Genomic DNA, 19,583 nt, shown 5'->3' with positions numbered 1-19,583 from the left:
TGATGTGATATTTGAACGTAATATTCGCCACCACTCGAGTAAGAATGGCGCTGAGTTTACGCCGAAAGTGAAAATTGCAAAGTGAATTGAGCACGGCTTTTTTTCATCGTAAAGACAACGAAAACTAATCCAAAGAATTGGGTAGATATTCCCGCGTTAAAGGTTTCTAATTGGGCTAAAATTTTTGCCCAACACGAGTATAAATTAAGGTAAATCTTCAATTCTAGCTCGTACCGTGATGTATATTATTAACAGTTAAGCAGTGTTCTTAAAAAGAGCTCTGTCATAGATTTTCAGTAAAACGAGTTCAGTAAAAAGAGTTCAGTAGAATAACTAGGAGATTGTATGTTATTAGCCAGTTTAGCCATTCTTATTGGGCTACCGGTTTTGCTATGGAGTGCAGGTAAATTTGTAGGTGGCGCAGCATCTGTTGCCAATCACTTTGGCGTATCTCCACTTCTTATTGGTATGCTCATTATTGGTTTTGGAACGTCAGCCCCTGAAATCATTGTTTCAATCTTCGCAGCCATTCAGGGCAACTCAGGTATTGCGCTTGGTAATGCCTACGGCTCAAACATCGCTAACATACTGCTTATTTTAGGATTAACCGCGCTTATCAGCCCTATAGCGGTTAAATCGAACATTATTAAAAAGGAAATTCCGGTACTACTGGGCATTACCTTTTTTGCCTCTTGGCAGGTGCTAGACCAAACGGTATCAAAGGATGATGCTTTCTCATTACTAGGCCTGTTTGTATTGCTTATTTCTTGGAGTATTTGGCACGGTATGCAAGGCAGTAAAGATAAACTCGCCGATGAATACAGCGAGGAAATCAATGCCTCAGAAGGTACTATTAAAACCCATATAATTTGGTTAATTACAGGCCTACTGCTATTAGTGGCAAGCTCTCGCATGCTGGTTTGGGGGGCTGTTGAAGTAGCTACCTACTTTGGTGTTAGCGATACCATCATTGGCTTAACTGTTATTGCGATTGGTACTTCGTTACCTGAACTCGCCTCCTCTTTAATAGCGGTGAAAAAAGGTGAGCATGACTTAGCCATAGGTAATGTTATTGGCTCGAATATGTTTAATACGTTAGCTGTTGTGGGTATTGCAGGTACTATTCAGCCTATGTCGGTCAGTGCCGATTTCTTGTATCGCGATGTAGTGGTGATGCTAGCAGCCACCGTAGCACTGTTTGTATTTTGCATTGGCTACAAGCGCCAAGGGCGCTTAAATCGAGTAGAAGGGGGCGCATTTGTGGCAGCTTACGCCATTTACACCTATTGGCTTATTAGTATCGCCTTTATGTAGCGGCTCCCATAGTAGTGGCCAGTGTAATAAGGCTAATAACAGCTATGCTGGCCAATACGAACAAATTAAAACCGAATTGATCGCCCTGTCGCCTGCTTCGGCGGGCGCGCATTACAATACTCACCAAGCTCACCAACAAACACACTTGCAGCATAATTTGCATGGCTTTCACATATTCAGCCGACCAACCTGTGTCGCCTTCAATGCCCCAATATTCTTGAACACCACTGATGAAATCGGGGCGCGCGAAGTGAAATAGAACCAGGGTTACGACCAATGCTAACCATCCTAGTACATTCAGGGCCAGCATCACGCGAAAGAAATTCGTTTCGGTTCTAGGTCTTGAACGTCGCTCTTCAACACCGTACGGATTATATTTATTTCCCATTTGTCACTCTGTTCTCTGGCATCCCGCTTTAGGTTGAGTATACTAGCGTGCTATTGGATTATGCGTTATTAGCGGTATTTATTTTTAGTCCTCTTGTAAACGCCATTCTCGCGTTTTTAAAATGACTAAGTGCTATCTCGCTTTTTCAGGATGAAAATTCTAAAACATGCTGAATTATCGGCAAAAAATCCAAAAGATTGACGTAAAAACCATTATTAGTGCAAATGCACATTGTTGTTGCGTGTGGATAATGACACAAAACAGCATAAATCAGTGAGACGGAGAAATTAACATGACGCATGCGCCCGTTGTCGACGTGCTTAAAGGTAAGTACGCAGTTGGCGAATCGGTAACCGTTAAAGGTTGGGTAAGAACACGCCGCGACTCTAAGGCTGGGTTATCTTTTATAGCACTACACGATGGTAGTTGCTTTGACCCTATTCAAGTGGTAGCACTGAGTTCTCTGTCAAATTACGCTGACGTACAGCGTTTAACAGCAAGTTGCTCACTATCGGTAACGGGTGTGGTAAAAGCATCCCAAGGCCAAGGCCAATCGGTAGAAATTGAAGCAACTGAGGTTGAGGTATTAGGCTGGGTAGAAAACCCAGATACCTACCCAATGTCAGCTAAGCGTCACAGTATCGAGTATTTGAGAGAGTACGCTCACTTGCGCCCTCGTACTAACGTAATTGGTGCGGTAACCCGTGTGCGTAACTGCTTATCACAGGCCATTCATCGCTTCTTCCACGAACGCGGCCACTTTTGGGTATCAACCCCAATTTTAACCGCAAGTGACACAGAAGGCGCTGGTGAAATGTTCCGCGTATCTACATTAGATATGATGAACTTACCACTAGACGACAAAGGTAACGTTGATTACTCAGAAGATTTCTTCGGTAAAGAAACTTACCTTACCGTTTCGGGTCAGTTGAACGTTGAAACGTACTGTACAGCTATGTCTAAGGTTTATACCTTTGGGCCTACTTTCCGCGCAGAAAACTCGAACACATCTCGCCACTTGGCTGAATTTTGGATGATTGAGCCGGAAGTCGCTTTTGCTGATTTGAGCGATATTGCTCAGTTAGCTGAAGATATGCTGAAATATGTATGTAAAGCCGTACTTGAAGAGCTGCCAGATGACATGAACTTCTTTGCTCAGCGCATTAAAAAAGATGCCGTTGAACGCTTAGAAAAGCTAGTGAGTTCTGACTTTGTTCGCATGGACTACACAGACGCTATCGACATTCTACAAAACTGCAAAAAGACGTTCGAATTCCCTGTTGAATGGGGAATTGATTTATCTTCTGAGCATGAGCGCTATTTAGCCGAAGAACATGTTGGCGCGCCTATCATTATGCAAAACTATCCTAAGGATATTAAAGCATTCTATATGCGTATTAACGACGACGGTAAAACCGTTGCAGCTATGGACGTCCTTGCACCAGGTATTGGTGAAATTATTGGTGGTTCGCAGCGTGAAGAACGTCTTGATGTTTTCGATGCCCGTTTGGAAGAAATGGAATTGTCGAAAGAAGACTACGCTTGGTATCGCGACCTTCGCCGTTATGGCACCGTACCTCATTCTGGTTTCGGACTAGGTTTCGAGCGCTTGGTTGCTTATGTGACTGGTATGCAAAACGTACGTGATGTTATTCCATTCCCACGTACACCAGGTAACGCAAGCTTCTAAATGTCGGAAATCTTGTTTATGTAAAGCCAGCACCTTGTGCTGGCTTTTTGTTTTCTGCAGTCAGCGTTTCTTACCACTCATCACTTCACGCTATTTTATTAAGGCGTTATGCCATTGCCAATCGCTGCTGAGCGACACGGTATTACCGTATAGGAATAGCCAATATCATTATTTTCTAAAAGGCTGATAGTTAAAATTTCATAGTCGTTCAATTCCACAACTCGTGTACCTTCGGGGTTAGCGCAGCGAGAGAACTCATCAGCTTCATAATGGAAGATAAACTCAGCAAGCAATTGCATCTGCATAAGTCGAAACTTAGCACTTTGAGCAGCAAGGTCAAAGCTAACCACTTTTTCATCTTCGGTTGAGCCTGGCGAGGTAGCATCTGGTAATGCTTTTGAATCGGCTTCGAGAACTGCAGAAGATTTACGCTCAGCTTCAAATTCCGCCTCAATCAGCCCTTTTAAATTATTAGCAGCGTCAGCCAACCTAACCGTTTTTTTTGCGTTGCCGATTTGGGCATCATTCACACCTTTATCTTCAACTTCAGAGCTGGTCGACACGACTTCAGAGGGCGTGTCTGAGAAAAAGCTCACCACCCCCGATTCCATCGACACTTCTAACACCTTTACCAATATCAATATCGTCCATACGTAGCGGACTAAAGCAGTGGTGAACACAAACCGGTAGTCTGGCGCATGCCATAAGCCATGAACGCCAAAAGGCTTTAGCAGCAGTAATGCAATTAAGTACAGCGGCATGACTAATTGAACAAGTACCAGCGCTAAGAGCGTGGTGATAAAAAACCAGCTTGGTAGCATGAGGATAATGGCGAAATTATGACTGTAAGGCAGTGATGCTGCGCTGACACCCGAAACGCTATTCACTAATCCACTTGCCGAAGCCAACGCAAAATTGGCGATTACAGCATAAATGAAAAGGATCAAAGCTTTACCTGGTAAGCTATTCCATACCACCATGAACCTTGGCCAGAATTCATGAAGAATGGCAATCGTCACCAATGCGCCAATTACGATGTTAAAGAAAACACCCTGAATATCGAAAAACAGTACACTAAAATACACCAAGGTTGCAGCAGCATAACAACGCTGCGCCAAATTCAGGCTTTTCCAAAACGTTGTTCCCCTTGAAGATCGTTTTAGTAAGCCACGCTCGATTACGCGCTTAAATACCCCAAAGCGGCGCTGGATTTGAATTTTTATGTTCATGTAATGTCTTATGTTGTGATTATTTTTAGTTGTACTTCTCAGCGAAGCTTCCCGCTAACCGTGGAATACGCTATTCTGTTAACAATTACAATTCAACGGTTTAACCGTCGTTTTTATAGTTTGGGTATACATTCCGGCTCTAAGGCTTGGATCTACAGTTCGATGTTTCCATTTAAAATAAGGTAGTCGTTTTCTTACCCCTATGGCTGAAGGTAATAGGTTAACCCTCGTTTGCGAACAATGCCATCATCGCGTTGTATTGCCAGAATTGAATCATCGAGAACGGGCAGTATGCCCTCGATGCCATCATACCTTGCTCACATTTAAGAGAAATGCGAGCGAGCGGCTTTTGGCGTTTTCAATAAGTGCGTTTGTGTTCTTGGCCCTATCCCTACCTTTTAACTTTTTGACTTTTAAATCAAGTGGTCAGAAGCATAGTATCGATCTTCCCGGTGGTCTTTCTGTTTTAATGGAAAATGACTATTTATCGTTGGCTATTATTACCGGATTAGCGACGTTAATTTTACCCGGCATGGTGCTTTTAGGTTTTATTACCCTTGGGTTAGCACATTTAAACAATGCAAGAACCCCATTTATTAAGCGAATGTTTTATTGGGTAAGAGCCTTGCTACCGTGGAGTATGGCCGAGATATTCTTAGTTGGAACATTAGTTAGTTTGATAAAAGTCTCCGAACTCGCCGATGTAGCTATTGGTATGTCTTTTTACGCTTTTATTGGTTTTACCGCATTTATGGCTCTTTCTATGTCGAACTTTGACAGTACAGGGTTTGCGTTGTGGCTGCACGAAGGCAACTTACCACCGCCAAAACCTTTAGAAGAAAAACAAGCCAGTGGCAGTATACAACGCACTTGGGCGCTGCTACTTACATCAACTATTTTGTATATCCCCGCTAACGTATTACCTATCATGCGAACTGAATTTTTTGGTCAAGAAACCCCAAATACCATTATAGGCGGCGTGATCACGCTGTGGGAGGGGGGCTCCTACCCCATCGCCATTATTATTTTAGTGGCCAGCGTAGTGGTACCCGTCGCTAAAATTATCATTCTGTGTTGGTTGAATCTAAGTGTTCAACTGGGCCGAACAGGCTCTACACAATTACGCATTCGCTATTACCGCATCACCGAAGCAATTGGACGCTGGTCTATGATTGATGTTTTCGTTGTCGCGGTATTGGTTGCATTGATTCAAATGGGTAATACACTTTCTATTTTCCCTGGCCCCGCAGCGCTTGCGTTTTGCGCGGTGGTCTTTACTACGATGATAGCCGCGATGACATTTGATTCACGGTTAATTTGGCAGCATTGGAAACAACTACCATGACAGAAGAGGCAAAAGTTACGTCCACAAAATCAATCTCTCGTATATGGATCATTCCCATATTAGTAGTCGTGGTTGGTGGCTGGATGGTTTATCAGCAATGGAAAAATCAGGGGCCTCTGATCACTATAGAGTTGCAATCTGCCACTGGCATTGAAGTTAACAAAACCCCAATAAAAGTACGGGATTTAGATGTAGGACAAGTGAAAAAGATTACGCTTAAGCCTAACTTAGATGGTGTATTGGTAACTGCGCGCATCGATGCCAATGCATCTCACCTACTTACCGATAAAAGTGAATTTTGGGTGGTAGCCCCGCGAATTAGTTTTTCAGAAGTGTCCGGTCTAAACACCTTACTCTCTGGTAGTTATATCGCCATGGCTGCGAATGACAGCGGTAAAGAACAGCTCAATTTTATCGCCCTCGAGCGCCCTCCGGTAACACCTGCTGGCACACCTGGATTACACGTCATTCTGCAAAGCGATGATGAGTTTGCTTATAAACCAGGCGACCCCATCATTTACAAAGGCTTCAAAGTCGGTGAGTTTGAAGATGCGGTCTTTAATATTGAAGAACGTGTGGTGTACTACGATACGTTTATTGAAGCCCCCTACCATAAGCTTGTTACCGAGAATACGCGTTTTTGGGATGTAAGCGGCGTAAAGCTTAAGCTTGAATCAAGCGGCGTAAAAATGGAAACCGGCAGTTTAGAAACCCTGTTAGCCAACGGTATTACCTTTGGTGTACCTGAAGGGGTTCAAATTGGTGAGCAAGTGGTAGAGAACGCGTTTTTTACTATTTACGGCGATATTGCTACTGCCTCCAATGCACGGTACAAGCTTACCGCCGAGTATGTGCTTTTAGTTGATGAAAGTGTTCGTGGGCTTACCGTAGGCGCCCCCGTTGAATACCGAGGTATTGAAATCGGTAATGTAACGGCTATTAACTCGTTTCCTGCCGTGGAAGGCAACATACTTGAACGGGATTATCCCATCCCCGTCATTATTAACATCTACCCTGGAAAAGTCAGACAGCCGGACACAGAAGAAGGCTTGAATGCCATCAAACAAACCATACGCAATTGGCTTCGTAAAGATTTAAGGGCTACCCTCCGAATGGGTAATGTACTCACCGGTGGTCTTTTTGTAGACTTACAGCACGTTTCAAAACCTGACGACAGTGATGAAATAGCGGTGCTGAACGGTTACGAAGTGATCCCAACTGTATCTAACGAGTTTACGCAAATTACGCAAAAAGCAGATGCGATTTTAGACAAGATAAATCAACTGCCTTTGGGTGACATGGTATCAAACGTATTATTGGCCGTGGAAGATATGAAACTGGCTGCGCAGTCTGTTGAAACGGCGAGTGATGACTTTGATTTGCTTATTGAAAATGTAGATACAGAGCTGCTTAACACTAACTTAAATCAAGTATTGATAAGCTTAGACAGCTTGTTAAAAAACTACAGCGAAGGGGGCTTGAGCCAGTCTGAAATCAAAGAAACGGTAGATACTATGCAAGATACTATGCGTAATCTTCAGCCTTTGTTATTAAAGCTGAATCAGTCACCGAATAGCTTAATTTTTACTGATAGCAATAGCTCTGGTATTGAACCAAAAGCGAAAAATTAGCGAAGTAGAAACTTAGTCAACTAAGAACTAAAATACGTATAAGGCTTCTGGGTTTGCGTGGGCAAGTAAATGCCAACCTAGAAGCGGCTGAGCTAAGCGCTATCTATGTACTGTAAGGATAATAATGAACACTTTTATTAACAATAGGAATGCGCTGGTTTGCAAAGTTATTAGAGCAAGATTAATTTTCGCTGCTTTTCTTGGCGCTTCACTAGTAGGCTGTGCTTCATCTGGCAGCGCACTGCAATATTACTTGCTACATTCAACGACTTCGTCTTTTGCAAATGAGTATGAAACTCCCCCCCATCGTTTATTAATAAATAAGATTATCCTTCCCGACTATCTAAAACAGCGTGGCCTAGTTTATCAAACCAGCTCTACCAGTTTACATATCGCGACTGACCACCTTTGGGCCGAGCCACTTGATGAGGGTATTACTAAGTCATTAAAAGCATCGTTGCGCACCCAAGGTGTAATTTTAGTTACCCACAATATGAATGCCAAAGAGGCTAATGACTATTTAACCCTACAGATAGACGACTTTATCGCGACATGGCAAGGCGATATTATTCTGAGCGGTCAATACACTGTAAAACATATCGACGAATCGCAGTCAGCACGTAATTTCGAGTACATACTCCCCCTTGCAGTCGATGGATTCCCTGCAAGTATCGAAGTGATGCGAGAAGCTATTCATGCCTTGGCGGAAAATATCGCTAGCGAAGTCACTAAGGGATAACCCTATTTTTATGATTAGTGCCCTTAAAAAGTTTGTAAACCTTGGAACCGACGCTTCTCTGTCTGACGATCTAAATCGTCGAATCAGAGTCGTTAACATGTTCTCTGCGGTTGGGATGACCGTGACTTTTTTACTTGGGTTTCGGGCACTGTTTGCACAAGAAACATTCTTAACCTCCGTGTTATTTTCTGCCACCATACTGTTTGCAATATCTCATAAACTACAAGCAATGATAGGGGCAAAGCGAGGCAGTTTCATTTCTGCTACCGTTTTAATTGCCTGTCTAATGTCACTTATGCTGATACTAGTCGTGACTGGTGGAAGTGAAAATACGGGGCCTCTTTGGATATTTACCGTTCCCTCAGTCACCATGTTTTTTACCGGTTTTCGCCGGGGGCTAATGGCGCTAACAGGTTTTGCCGCAGTTATTATTGTCATATTTTTTACACCCGATAATGCCTTATTGGCGACAGAGTATTCTTTCGAGTTTAAAACGCGTATTGTTTATACTTTCATCACGGTTTCTTTCCTATCCGCAGTTTATGAATATAGCCGTCAACGTAGCTACAATACGGCCGTGTACCTGAGCGAACAGTTCGAACGTCAAGCAAGATATGACCCTCTAACTACCCAGCTAAACCGCAGAGGTGGCCAGCAGCAGCTTGAGCAAGAACTCAGCAGAATGCAGAGAAACAAAAAACCATTTTCTATCGCGCTCGCTGATATCGACCGTTTTAAATCTATAAATGATACCTTCGGACACGATGTGGGTGACGAGGTTTTGAAACAGGTTGCCAGCGTTTTCAGCAGCCGCTTGCGCGCTCAAGATGGTCTATCACGATGGGGCGGCGAAGAATTTTTATTTATTTTTCCAGAAACCAATGCGCAAGATGCGAGAATGGTGACTGAACAAATAAGAGAAAACCTGAGTGCTAAAGCCATTCCGGTTGATAACAAATCGCACCGTGTTACATCAAGTTTTGGGGTGTGCGAGATTACGCCGTCTATGACACTCACTACTGCGTTAAACTTGGCCGACCAAGCGTTATACCAAGCAAAAAATGACGGTAGAAATAAAGTGTGTACCGCAACAGAACTCAAGCGTAAAAGTAGTCGCTAGACTAATCAACCAAAGATATTCCCTCCCTCAATCCCCTTACGTATGCAAGCATTGGTCTCCCTGAGTCTTTACATTTATTGACTCACGTTTAGTTACAATTGATGAATAACTTAGACACAGTTTGTCGTTAAACTCCACTCAGCTAATTTTTTTAAAAAGACCCGATTATGAAATGGATGAAATTCATACTTCCCGTTGCCATCTTGGTAGTAAGTTACTTTATAATGAAAGGCATTGAGGCCTCTGCCTCAGATTCAGCCATAACTGAAGCGGTAGACACCCGTCCCACCGTCACTATCGAGCACATTGATGTTGAAAGCTCTGTCATCACATTATCTTCATATGGGGAAGTGCAGCCGCTAGAAAGTACTAACCTTGCTGCTCAGGTCTCCGGAGAGGTGGAGTCTTGGAACCCCAAATTTGTAAGTGGTGGACTGGTTCGTCGAGGTGAAGTGTTATTCTCGGTAGAAAAAGATGCCTACGAGGCAGCGCTATTACTCGCGCAAGCTAACCTTTCCAGTGCGCAGGCCCAATTAATTCAAGAGCAAGCTCAAGCGGATGTAGCGGCATTAGAAGCTAAATCTATGCCTGATGCGAGGATCACCGACTTGTATCTTAGAAAGCCACAGGTTATGAGTGCACAAGCGGCGGTTAAATCGGCAGAAGCTCAGCTCAAAATTGCCAAGCGCGACTTAAATAACTGCGAAGTAACTGCCCCTTATGATGCCCTTATTATTTCCAGAGAGATCAGTACCGGCGATTATGTTACCCAAGGCACTACCGCGGCGGTTATCAATAATATTGAGCAGGCAGAAATCACCTTTCCTATCGCGGGATTCGACCGGGTATTTTTAGATGAAAACACCCTAGGAACAAAAGCGATACTTGCCCTTGACGATGTAAGCAAAACGCAAGTTACCGCCACAATTCATCGTGACACGGGCGTTATCGACAGTGCCACCAGAATGACCCATTTTGTAGCCAGAATTGAAGACCCTTACGCCCTGAATGCAACTAAACCTATCGTGAAATTCGGTACCTATACCACGATAAGTTTTGAAGGTAAGACGCTAGAAAATGTATACCGTATTCCTCAAGAATTAGTCACCAACCGCACGCTTTGGACAATAGATGAAGAAAGTAAGTTGGTCTCGAAAAAAATTCAGGTTATTCGTGAAGATGGAAGCGACTTTCTTATTCAAGGTACTTTTAACCCGAACAAAGTGGTGATGTCTTTACCTGAATACCCTCAAAATGGCATGGAAGTAAAAGTCATCGATAACAGCGCTGGTTTTGCGGCGAACAGCGACACCGCGAAATAGGAGCGCCACCATGAATAAAACGAATTCAGAAACGGGCATTATCGCGTGGTTTGCCAATAACGCAGTAGCCGCTAACCTATTAATGATATTTATCATTTTGATGGGCCTTGCCAGTTATTTTACCATTCAGCGACAAATGTTTCCCAACATCGAAATAAACTACATTACGGTGTCGGCACAATATCCTGGGGCATCTCCCCAAGAAATAGAAGAAAGTATTCTTATTAAGGTAGAAGAGGCGCTAAAAGACGTTACCGAGATTAAAAGAACGGTAGCCCGTGCGTTTCGTGATTCTGGAACCGTTACACTTGAAATCGATACCGCTGAAGAACTTACCGATGTACTCGATAAAGTTAAACTGAGAGTTGACGGTATTGCTACCTTCCCTGCGGGAATGGAGCCGGTAAATATATCGCAAATTGAGTTTCAACAAGACGTGATTGAAATGCCATTGGTGGGCGATTTACCCCTTCCCGAACTTAAGGTCATCGCCAATGAGATTGAAGATGAACTGCTTCAACTAGGCAACGTGTCCTTAGTAGAAGTGTCTACACCCAGTGATGAAATTGCCATTGAAATAAAGCCAGAAATGTTGCGTAAATACAGCCTTAGCATTGCCGATGTTAGCCGTGCAATAAGCAATTACTCTACTAACATATCAGCCGGTCAGCTCCGTACTAATGCAGGCATCATTTCTGTTCGGGTAGAAAACCAGTATTACAGCGGAAATGAGTTTGCCCAAATTCCCGTTAAGATTGGCACTGCAGGGGCCAAAGTCACTTTGGGTGACATTGCTACAATTAAAGATGGCTTTACCGAAGGCGAACGATACTTTAAATACAATGGTAAAAACGCCATTTACATGTCGGTAAGTGCGACTAAGTCGCAAAATACCATCCCCGTGGCTAACACGGTGAAAGCCTATATCGAGCAAAGAAATAAAACCCTTCCCAACGGGGTGAGCTTAGAAATATTGGTAGATATGACCTACTACTTGAATGCTCGCTTAGACATGATGCTTAAAAACTTGTTTCAAGGCTCCGTTCTTGTCGCCTTGATGCTAACCCTATTTCTACGTTTCAAGCTGGCCTTGTGGGTAATGGTAGGCTTACCGGTATGCTTCTTAGGTGCTGTTATGCTAATGCCGATATTTGGCATCAGTATTAATATTCTTTCGTTATTCGCTTTCATTATGGTGCTAGGTATTGTGGTAGACGATGCCATCGTCATAGGGGAAAGTGCCTATACCGAAATAGAAAGCAAAGGCGGCGGCATTGATAACGTAGTACGGGGCGCAAAGCGTGTTGCTACGCCAGCTACATTCGGTGTTTTGACCACCATTGCCGTGTTCGCTCCGTTTACCCTAAGTAGCGGCCCTGAAGGTGCCTTCTTCTACAATATCGCAATTGTGGTTATCTTTTGCTTAGCGTTCAGCTTAGTTGAATCAAAGCTAATACTACCAGCACATATTGCCCATACACACTTTACACCGATTAAAAAAGGAAGCTGGCGGGATAAATTTAACACCCGATTCTACGGCTTTGTAAACGGTCCTTATAAACGCACAGTTGAGCGCGCGTTAAAGTGGCGTTGGGCGGTGTTTTTCCTATTCTTTGGGATATTGATGATTAGTATCGGGCTAATCAACGCAAACTATGTGCGAATGGTGCCTAATCCGAAAGTGCCTCATGACTTTCCTAGCGTTCGCATTGAAATGAATGAAAACGTGTCAGATACCGCCACCATCACAGCGTTAAAAACGATAGAACAAACTATTTTAGACGTTGAAGAACAAGTTATTGAAGAGTTTGGCACCGGTATGATCCGCGACAGACTGGCCTTCAACAATGAGCGTACCCAAGGCCAAATTCTGACTCCGTTGGTGCACGAAGACAAACGCCCTATTGATACCTTCGAGTTAGCAAGGCGCTGGCGAGAAGCCATACCGGACATTCCCGGTATGAAGTCGTTCACCGTGATAGACGATGTGAATGGCGGAAATGGTGATGATGGTGAATTTGGCTATCTCTTATTCGGCCCTGATATCAACACATTGAACGCTGCAGGTTTGAAGTTTATTGAAATGCTTCAACAACAAGATGGACTATTTGACGTTAGTTCAACCATAGATCCTGCCAGCAAAGAAGTGCAATTAGTTATGTTGCCGGTGGCCTATGACCTAGGTTTAACCCTTTCTGACATTGCCTCTCAAGTTGGCGCTAGCTTCTATGGCGGCGAAGCACAACGCGTTATTCGTAATGGCGAAGAAGTGAAGGTAATGGTGCGCTATCCCGAACTTACCCGTGAGCGTTTTGCTGATTTGAAATATACCGTTATCAAAACACCTGAAGGCCGTGACGTATTGCTTGGTGACATTGCGTTATTGGAAGAAAAACCTGGCATCAGTTACATTCGTCGTGAAGGTGGATACCGTAGCGTGTATGTGTGGGGCAATATAGATGAAGAGGCGGTAGAGCCGAACGAAGTGGTAGAACAGATTAAGGAAAAACTACTTCCTCAGTTACAAGAAGAATTTCCATCAGTGATGACCGAGCTTGGCGGCGATATTGAAGAACAGCAAGCGCAGCAAAGTGAACAATTATTGTTTTTCTTAGCCGCGATGATTATGGTCTATATTCTTCTGGCCGTACCGCTTAAAAGCTACGGGCAACCGCTTATCATAATGTCGGTTATTCCATTTAGCTTTACTGGGGCTATATGGGGTCACTTCTGGCTCGGCCTAGATTTAAGTATGATGTCTACTTTTGGTCTGATAGCCGCCGCTGGTGTGGTGATAAATGATTCCCTAGTAATGACAGACTTTGTTAATCAACGCCGCGCACAAGGTTACAGTGTTAAAGAAGCGGTAACAGAAGCTGGCAGTGCGCGCTTCAGGGCTATCACACTGACTTCGATTACTACCTTTGCCGGTGTACTGCCGATTATGTTTGAAAGTAGCCTACAAGCGGCGTTCGTCGTACCCATGGCCGCCGCACTCGGTTTTGCCGTACTTTACGCCACACTGGTCACATTAATTTTAGTGCCTTGCTTGTACTTAATCATGCTCGACTTAGCCGTACCGTTTTCGTGGATAAAACGTAAAATCTTTCGTAGATCTCGTGCAAATGATTCTGAGGTGGAGGTTGAGATTGAGTATGGCAACTAGGTAAGATTTTTTAACGTCTAACAATATTCCCACTGGTGTATAGCGGTGGGAATATTAAGACGCAGAAAGAAAATATTGTGGGGTTCACTAGTATGCTGATTAGCTTCGCAGCCTTATTGCATCTGCTTTGAACTAAGTGTTCACGCCATAACGACAAAGTATCAGTTCAGTCACGCCTTTTGCAATTTGCAACTTACGCGCTTCAGAAAGTGGGTCTTCTAACTTAAACAGTTGTGGCCAAAAGCACTGCCCTTTTACAAGGCTATCCATCTCTTCAACCACTTGCTCAATGTCATCAAAAGCCATACGGTTGTCTTTTTTTGCGGCTTTTAACCACTTATGCATCGCTTTTTCTTGGGCTTGAAGTTGGGCAACTTCATCTTTTAAACGATTGGGCTCATAAAAAAAATGGCCAATAGCAACACGGGCCAACTCTAAGTGTTCATCCCCGCTCATAAAGTTGATGTCGGCCATAATCAGGTCGGTGAGTTGGTCGGCCAGCAAGACCTCTGAATCATAAGGCGCACCTATATCAACAAGCGCTGATTGCCACTGCTCTTTAATTAGGTGCATTACCAGCTCTTCCTTTGCTGAGAAATGGTTGTACACTGTTCTTTTAGACACGTTCGCTAGCTCGGCCAGCTTATCCATGCTGGTTCCGTTAACGCCAAATTCCTGAAATGCTTGCTTCGCTGCTTGAATAATAGCATCTCGCTTAACATCACTTCGGGTACGTGTAGCACTAGTCATAATTTTACTGTCTAAAAATAATATGCGGTCATTTTACACTGCGTAGTTTACTTTTCAATGCATGATCTCTAAAATGCACCGCACAGTTTACTTTAATTATAGGTGAATATAGTCGTCTATACTGTATTCACCACAAATACGGATCGATAATTTCCTATGCCCATTTCGCGAATTCGTCACCTTGTTGCGTTTACTGCCCTGTCTGTTCTCACTCTTGCTGGTTGTTCGTCAGAGGATGATACACAAGAGCAAACGGTAGCCCCTCGCTATGTAAAACTCGCTGAAGTGAGCACTGTTCCTGCATTTGATGAATTTACCTTTCCGGCAGTAGTTTCTGCAGTAAAAACGGTAGATCTTAGTTTTGAAGTATCAGGTAGATTAGTTCAAACCGATTTAACGACAGGTAGCGATATCGAAGAAGGTAAGCTGTTAGCTACGATTGACAGACAACCTTTTGAGCGCCGTGTTGACGAACAACGCACTCGTTTGGAGCAATCCAAACGCGAATTAGATCGTATTGAAAAAATGTACGCGCAGAAACTGGTTGCGCAAAGTACCCTTGATACTGCAAAAACCACTTACGAATTAGCTGAAATAGAACTAAAAACGGCGAAGCAGGATTTAAGTTATACCCAATTATATGCACCTTTCGATGCCAAGGTTTCTCAGCGTCTTGTTGAAAATAATAGCTTTGTAGCCGCGGGAACACCTATTGCTCGCTTACAAGATGTCTCTAAAATTTACTTCAATATTAACGTACCTGAAAGGCTACTCACCGCGAACCTTAATCGTGGAATTGAGCAAGCTAGTGCATCGTTAACGACAGAAGAAACACAGTGGTACCCAGTTAATTATGTAGAACACAGCACTCAGCCCGACCCTGTCTCGCAAACTTATGAAGTCGTTTTTGCTATGGAGCCACGTGCAGATTTACCTCTTACGCCAGGCGCGCGGGCTGTTGTGAAAGTGAGCTTACAAGGTTCACCATTTCCTGACGGTGTCGTTGTTCCAGTGCAATCGTTAGTGGGTGACAAAGCCTCAGGTTTTGGGGTTTGGGTATATAACGAAAGCAGTAAATTAGTGAACAAAGTTAGTGTTACTGTTGAACACATTCACGAAGATTTCGCAGTACTAAGTGGTTCATTAGCGCTGGGTGAAAAGGTGGTTGCAGCAGGCGCAACTAAAATGCGAGCAGACATGAAGGTGCTTCCTTACGAGGGAGAAAAGTAAGTTATGGATATCGCTCGTTATTCAATTGATAAACCTGTAAATGTATGGCTAATGGTAGTAATACTGCTGTTGGGCGGTATTATTGCAATGACCAATATTGGTCGTTTGGAAGACCCCGAATTCACGATTAAACAGGTGAAGGTTTACACCAGCTACGCTGGCGCTGGCGCAGAGAAAGTGGAACAGGAAATTACCGAACCATTAGAAATTGCTATCCAGCAAATGCCGCAACTTAAAAAGCTGACCTCAACTTCTTCGCCAGCCTTGTCTGAAATTACTGTTGAAGTTAAAAGCAACTATGACAGTACTGAACTTCCTCAAATTTGGGATGAACTTAGGAAGCGCTTACGAGATGCCGCCACATCCTTGCCCACCGGCGCACAAGACCCTGTGGTTTTTGATGATTTTGGTGATGTTTACGGGCTTTATTACGCCCTAAGTGCCCCCGACTTTACCACCAGTGAGTTACGGGAATTTGCGCGCTTAATTCGACGAGACCTATTAACGACGGAGGGCGTTGCGAAGGTCACTGTAAGTGGTGTGCAAACCGAACAGATAGTTGCCTACGTGAATCCTTATCAGCTTGCCGGATTGGGCATATCCTTTCCTGATTTAACTTCACTGTTTGAAGATAACTTACGCCCCTTTAACGGCGGCAGAGTGTTGGTAGACGAAAAGAATGTACGGTTAATCGTAGAACGGGCACCAGATAAAATAAAAGAAATATCTAACCTTTCGTTAGTTATTCCCGGTACATATCGCTCTATTCGCGTTTCCGATGTAGCCACCCTCAAGTTAGAGCCTGCTGATATTCAATCCCAGCTCATTCGTTGTAACGGTGAAGAAGCTTTAACTGTATCGGTTTCAGCGCTGTCTAACGTGAACATTGTTGATGTAGGCACCCGAGTAAATGCCAAAGTGGATCATCTACTTAACACCCTTCCTGTGGGCATTACCCTCACCCCCATTTACGACCAAGCTGCGGTGGTTGATGAATCGGTCGATGGCTTTATTGCAAACCTAGTAATGTCGGTAGTCGTTGTGACCCTGACGTTGTGCCTATTCATGGGTTGGCGCTCTGGCGTGGTAGTGGGCGCGGTACTGTTAGTTACCGTACTTGGCACTATTCTTATCATGTGGCTTATGGATATTCAGCTTCAGCGTATATCCCTTGGCGCTATGGTTATCGCTATGGGAATGTTAGTAGACAACGCGATTGTAGTGGCCGAAGGCATGATGCTGCGAATGGCTACCGGCGCGTCGGCCAAAGATGCGGCAAGCTTTATTGTGAAACGAACGCAGTGGCCTTTATTAGGTGCAACGGTAATAGGTATCGCGGCCTTCTCGGGAATTGGGCTATCTGATGATGCTACCGGTGAATTCTTATACTCCTTATTTGCCGTTGTGTTAGTTTCTTTAATGATGAGCTGGGTACTAGCCGTTACTTTAGTGCCAGTGCTTGGCGAGTTAGTGTTCCGCAAAGGCGTGAAGCAAACCGATGGCGATGAACCTACTGTGTTGCAGCGCTGGTTCACCAAAACCCTCACCGGGGCATTGAAATTACGGTGGGTGACTATTGCCGTACTTGTTGTCATTACCGTGGTGGCCTATGGCAGTTTCGGAATGGTAAAACAAGGCTTTTTCCCTCCCTCAAACGCTCCGCTTTTCTTTGTGCATTATTGGGGCCCACAAGATCGTGATATTCGCGCGACAGAAAAAATCATTAAAGAAGCTGAGCAACGTATTTTAGCGCAAGAAAATGTAACGGCTGTTACCACCATTATTGGTCAAGGTGCAGATCGCTTTACGCTTACATACGCGCCCAAAAGTGCCAATGAAAACTATGGATTTTTCATGGTACGGGTTAATGAGTTAGAGAATATCCCTGCCGTTCAAGAAAAGCTTTCCGGCTTGCTCGACAACATTGACCTGGATGCTAACTTTTATCAAGAGCGTATGCAGTTTGGCCCAGGCTCTGGCGCTAAACTTGAAGCACGCTTCTCAGGCCCTGATGCTGAAGTTTTGCGAACCCTCGCAGAAGAAGCGAAAGGCTTGATGTTTGCTGATGGCAATATCAAAGATATTCGACATAACTGGCGTGAAAAAGGCGTTGCTATTAATACTCAGTACGATAATTACAATGCTGGTATTGCGGGCGTGTCTCATTCAGACTTCAGCCAAACCGTGCAATATGCTAGTAGCGGGTTGCGCTTAGGCAGTGTGCAAGATGGAGACTATGCCTACAGTATTGTGGCAAAAATGGGGCATCCTGATGATACCGCCATTCAATCGGTGCGAGAAAGCCAAGTATGGTCGTCACAGCAACGTCAATACGTGCCTTTTACGCAAGTATCTAGCGGTTTAGATATTGTGACAGAAGAGCTGCGCATTCACCGAAAAGACAGATTACGTACTATCACAGTAGAAGCTGAGCCTAGCGATAATGAAACTGCCGCGAAAGCATTTGCCCGTATTCGCCCTCAAATTGAAGCAATGGACATTCCTGCCGGGTATGCCCTTGAATGGGGTGGTGAGTTTGAAAGCTCTAGCGATGCACAAGCGGCGCTTGGTGCAGGTTTACCTGTGGGTTTCTTAGTGATGTTCATTATTTCTGTACTGCTATTTGGACACGCTCGTCAGCCGCTGATCATTTGGTTAGTGGTGCCTATGGCGATAGTTGGTGTAGTGACAGGGCTTCTGTCTACCAATATGCCATTTGGCTTTATGTCACTTCTTGGGTTCTTAAGTTTATTCGGCATGTTGATTAAAAATGCCATCGTACTTATTGAAGAGATAGATTTACAAATTGAAGAAGGGCTAGAAATTAAAAAGGCAATAGTAGAAGCAACGCTAAGCCGTTTGCGTCCTGTAACGTTGGCTGCATTAACCACTATTTTAGGTATGGCGCCACTGTTATTCGATGCCTTCTTTGCAGATATGGCAGTGACGATTATGGGCGGACTAACCTTTGCCACCATTCTAACGCTTATTGCAGTGCCTGTTCTCTATAGCATTTTGTTCAAAGTAAGCTATCGAAAAGCCAGTTAGTTTGTTTACTGTAAACTAGGAAAGAATCAAAAAAGGTGCGTTTATACGCACCTTTTTTATTGATGTTAGCATCGCTGATTATATGGTTTTCACAACTTCTACCAATAGCCTCTAACCTTTCTTAGCATTCACCCTCGCTTCCATAAAGCGCATAACATCTCGCCAAGAGACAATGCCAACCGGGCATCGCTTCTCATCAATGATAGGAATGCAGGAAATCTTGTTGTCATTGAATAATGAAATTGCGCTAACAATTGAATCGCTTGCAGAAAGGGTTAACACATTTCGTGTCATAATTTGGTGCGCTTTCTTTTCTAGTGTCGCTTTATCACGAAAACGCTCATTAACCGTATTTGCAAAAGGGCTTGTCGCCTTTAACACGTCGCGGTCTGAAATGATGCCTTGCAGTTGATTCTGATGCACGACTACCAAATGATGAAACCCCGTTTCAGCGAACAAGGTTTGTATCAACTCTAGGCTATCATCCATGTGCACACTGACCACACGAGTAGACATAATATGGGACAAACTCATGGTATTCCTTTTACTTTTACTTTTACGTTAACCCTAGCGATTCCTGCTTTGCTAAATAAGGGGGCAGCGTGCGATGT

At 43.9% G+C, this 19,583-nt stretch carries 14 protein-coding genes; 10 read left to right on the top strand and 4 right to left on the bottom strand.

All coding sequences use genetic code 11. The annotated features are described in order from the left end of the window. Positions 1 to 345 precede the first annotated feature (345 nt). On the top strand, positions 346 to 1,314 hold the full coding sequence (locus tag AAC006_RS12355) for a calcium/sodium antiporter (RefSeq protein WP_208806005.1): 969 nt from the start codon (positions 346 to 348) through the stop codon (positions 1,312 to 1,314). Here AAC006_RS12355 and AAC006_RS12350 read toward each other — a convergent pair. Beyond that, the gene (locus AAC006_RS12350; protein WP_013784825.1) at positions 1,307 to 1,702 is read right to left on the bottom strand and encodes a hypothetical protein; all 396 of its coding nucleotides are present in this window, start codon (positions 1,700 to 1,702) and stop codon (positions 1,307 to 1,309) included. The two genes, AAC006_RS12355 and AAC006_RS12350, sit on opposite strands and share 8 nt — an antisense overlap. Before the next feature lie 292 nt (positions 1,703 to 1,994). Here AAC006_RS12350 and asnS point away from each other — a divergent pair, with 292 nt between their 5' ends. Then, complete coding sequence (asnS, locus tag AAC006_RS12345) at positions 1,995 to 3,392, top strand: asparagine--tRNA ligase (protein ID WP_013784826.1); 1,398 nt, start codon at positions 1,995 to 1,997, stop codon at positions 3,390 to 3,392. A 98-nt stretch (positions 3,393 to 3,490) separates the two neighbouring features. On the opposite strand, the gene AAC006_RS12340 is transcribed toward asnS, so the two are convergent. Continuing rightward, a complete protein-coding gene (locus AAC006_RS12340) occupies positions 3,491 to 4,621 on the bottom strand; it encodes a hypothetical protein (RefSeq protein ID WP_013784827.1) in 1,131 nt (376 codons plus the stop codon). Positions 4,622 to 4,823: 202 nt separating this feature from the next. On the opposite strand from AAC006_RS12340, the gene AAC006_RS12335 reads away from it, so the two are divergent. From AAC006_RS12335 to AAC006_RS12310, 6 genes are all read left to right on the top strand, one after another. Beyond that, positions 4,824 to 5,966 (top strand): paraquat-inducible protein A, encoded by a 1,143-nt coding sequence (locus tag AAC006_RS12335; protein WP_083820155.1) that lies wholly within the window; start codon positions 4,824 to 4,826, stop codon positions 5,964 to 5,966. Beyond that, positions 5,963 to 7,597, top strand: coding sequence for an intermembrane transport protein PqiB (gene pqiB / locus AAC006_RS12330; RefSeq protein ID WP_339891507.1), 1,635 nt, complete (start codon positions 5,963 to 5,965; stop codon positions 7,595 to 7,597). The genes AAC006_RS12335 and pqiB overlap by 4 nt, the downstream gene beginning before the upstream one ends. A 124-nt stretch (positions 7,598 to 7,721) precedes the next feature. Next, positions 7,722 to 8,336 carry an ABC-type transport auxiliary lipoprotein family protein gene (locus AAC006_RS12325; protein ID WP_339891506.1) on the top strand — a complete coding sequence of 205 codons (615 nt, stop codon included), beginning with the start codon at positions 7,722 to 7,724 and terminating at the stop codon, positions 8,334 to 8,336. After that, the gene (locus AAC006_RS12320) at positions 8,293 to 9,456 is read left to right on the top strand and encodes a GGDEF domain-containing protein (protein ID WP_339891504.1); all 1,164 of its coding nucleotides are present in this window, start codon (positions 8,293 to 8,295) and stop codon (positions 9,454 to 9,456) included. Before AAC006_RS12325 ends, AAC006_RS12320 begins: the two co-directional genes overlap by 44 nt. A 167-nt stretch (positions 9,457 to 9,623) precedes the next feature. Then, positions 9,624 to 10,778 (top strand): efflux RND transporter periplasmic adaptor subunit, encoded by a 1,155-nt coding sequence (locus tag AAC006_RS12315; RefSeq protein ID WP_339891503.1) that lies wholly within the window; start codon positions 9,624 to 9,626, stop codon positions 10,776 to 10,778. Between the two features lie 10 nt (positions 10,779 to 10,788). Further along, positions 10,789 to 13,944, top strand: a complete 3,156-nt coding sequence (locus AAC006_RS12310; RefSeq protein WP_339891501.1) for an efflux RND transporter permease subunit — start codon at positions 10,789 to 10,791, stop codon at positions 13,942 to 13,944. Positions 13,945 to 14,076: 132 nt separating this feature from the next. Here the strand turns inward: AAC006_RS12310 and AAC006_RS12305 are convergent, their stop codons facing one another. Further along, on the bottom strand, positions 14,077 to 14,694 hold the full coding sequence (locus AAC006_RS12305; RefSeq protein ID WP_339891499.1) for a TetR/AcrR family transcriptional regulator: 618 nt from the start codon (positions 14,692 to 14,694) through the stop codon (positions 14,077 to 14,079). Between the two features lie 156 nt (positions 14,695 to 14,850). Between AAC006_RS12305 and AAC006_RS12300 the strand changes: the two genes are divergently transcribed. Further along, a complete protein-coding gene (locus AAC006_RS12300) occupies positions 14,851 to 15,924 on the top strand; it encodes an efflux RND transporter periplasmic adaptor subunit (RefSeq protein WP_339891498.1) in 1,074 nt (357 codons plus the stop codon). 3 nt (positions 15,925 to 15,927) lie between these two features. Beyond that, the gene (locus AAC006_RS12295; protein ID WP_339891497.1) at positions 15,928 to 18,972 is read left to right on the top strand and encodes an efflux RND transporter permease subunit; all 3,045 of its coding nucleotides are present in this window, start codon (positions 15,928 to 15,930) and stop codon (positions 18,970 to 18,972) included. A gap of 111 nt (positions 18,973 to 19,083) precedes the next feature. Here AAC006_RS12295 and AAC006_RS12290 read toward each other — a convergent pair whose 3' ends face one another. Beyond that, complete coding sequence (locus AAC006_RS12290; protein WP_041452560.1) at positions 19,084 to 19,506, bottom strand: CBS domain-containing protein; 423 nt, start codon at positions 19,504 to 19,506, stop codon at positions 19,084 to 19,086. Between the last annotated feature and the right edge of the window lie 77 nt (positions 19,507 to 19,583).

The sequence above is a fragment of the uncultured Alteromonas sp. genome (genome assembly GCF_963976965.1).
Classification (GTDB): domain Bacteria; phylum Pseudomonadota; class Gammaproteobacteria; order Enterobacterales; family Alteromonadaceae; genus Alteromonas; species Alteromonas naphthalenivorans.
This window is presented reverse-complemented; position numbering and strand designations above follow the sequence as displayed.

Bases quoted from the DNA above. Each gene is read 5' to 3' on its own strand.
- AAC006_RS12355 (WP_208806005.1), top strand. From the start codon at position 346: ATGTTATTAGCCAGTTTAGCCATTCTTATTGGGCTACCGGTTTTGCTA.
- AAC006_RS12350 (WP_013784825.1), bottom strand. From the start codon at position 1,702: ATGGGAAATAAATATAATCCGTACGGTGTTGAAGAGCGACGTTCAAGA.
- asnS (WP_013784826.1), top strand. From the start codon at position 1,995: ATGACGCATGCGCCCGTTGTCGACGTGCTTAAAGGTAAGTACGCAGTT.
- AAC006_RS12340 (WP_013784827.1), bottom strand. From the start codon at position 4,621: ATGAACATAAAAATTCAAATCCAGCGCCGCTTTGGGGTATTTAAGCGC.
- AAC006_RS12335 (WP_083820155.1), top strand. From the start codon at position 4,824: ATGGCTGAAGGTAATAGGTTAACCCTCGTTTGCGAACAATGCCATCAT.
- pqiB (WP_339891507.1), top strand. From the start codon at position 5,963: ATGACAGAAGAGGCAAAAGTTACGTCCACAAAATCAATCTCTCGTATA.
- AAC006_RS12325 (WP_339891506.1), top strand. From the start codon at position 7,722: ATGAACACTTTTATTAACAATAGGAATGCGCTGGTTTGCAAAGTTATT.
- AAC006_RS12320 (WP_339891504.1), top strand. From the start codon at position 8,293: ATGCCTTGGCGGAAAATATCGCTAGCGAAGTCACTAAGGGATAACCCT.
- AAC006_RS12315 (WP_339891503.1), top strand. From the start codon at position 9,624: ATGAAATGGATGAAATTCATACTTCCCGTTGCCATCTTGGTAGTAAGT.
- AAC006_RS12310 (WP_339891501.1), top strand. From the start codon at position 10,789: ATGAATAAAACGAATTCAGAAACGGGCATTATCGCGTGGTTTGCCAAT.
- AAC006_RS12305 (WP_339891499.1), bottom strand. From the start codon at position 14,694: ATGACTAGTGCTACACGTACCCGAAGTGATGTTAAGCGAGATGCTATT.
- AAC006_RS12300 (WP_339891498.1), top strand. From the start codon at position 14,851: ATGCCCATTTCGCGAATTCGTCACCTTGTTGCGTTTACTGCCCTGTCT.
- AAC006_RS12295 (WP_339891497.1), top strand. From the start codon at position 15,928: ATGGATATCGCTCGTTATTCAATTGATAAACCTGTAAATGTATGGCTA.
- AAC006_RS12290 (WP_041452560.1), bottom strand. From the start codon at position 19,506: ATGAGTTTGTCCCATATTATGTCTACTCGTGTGGTCAGTGTGCACATG.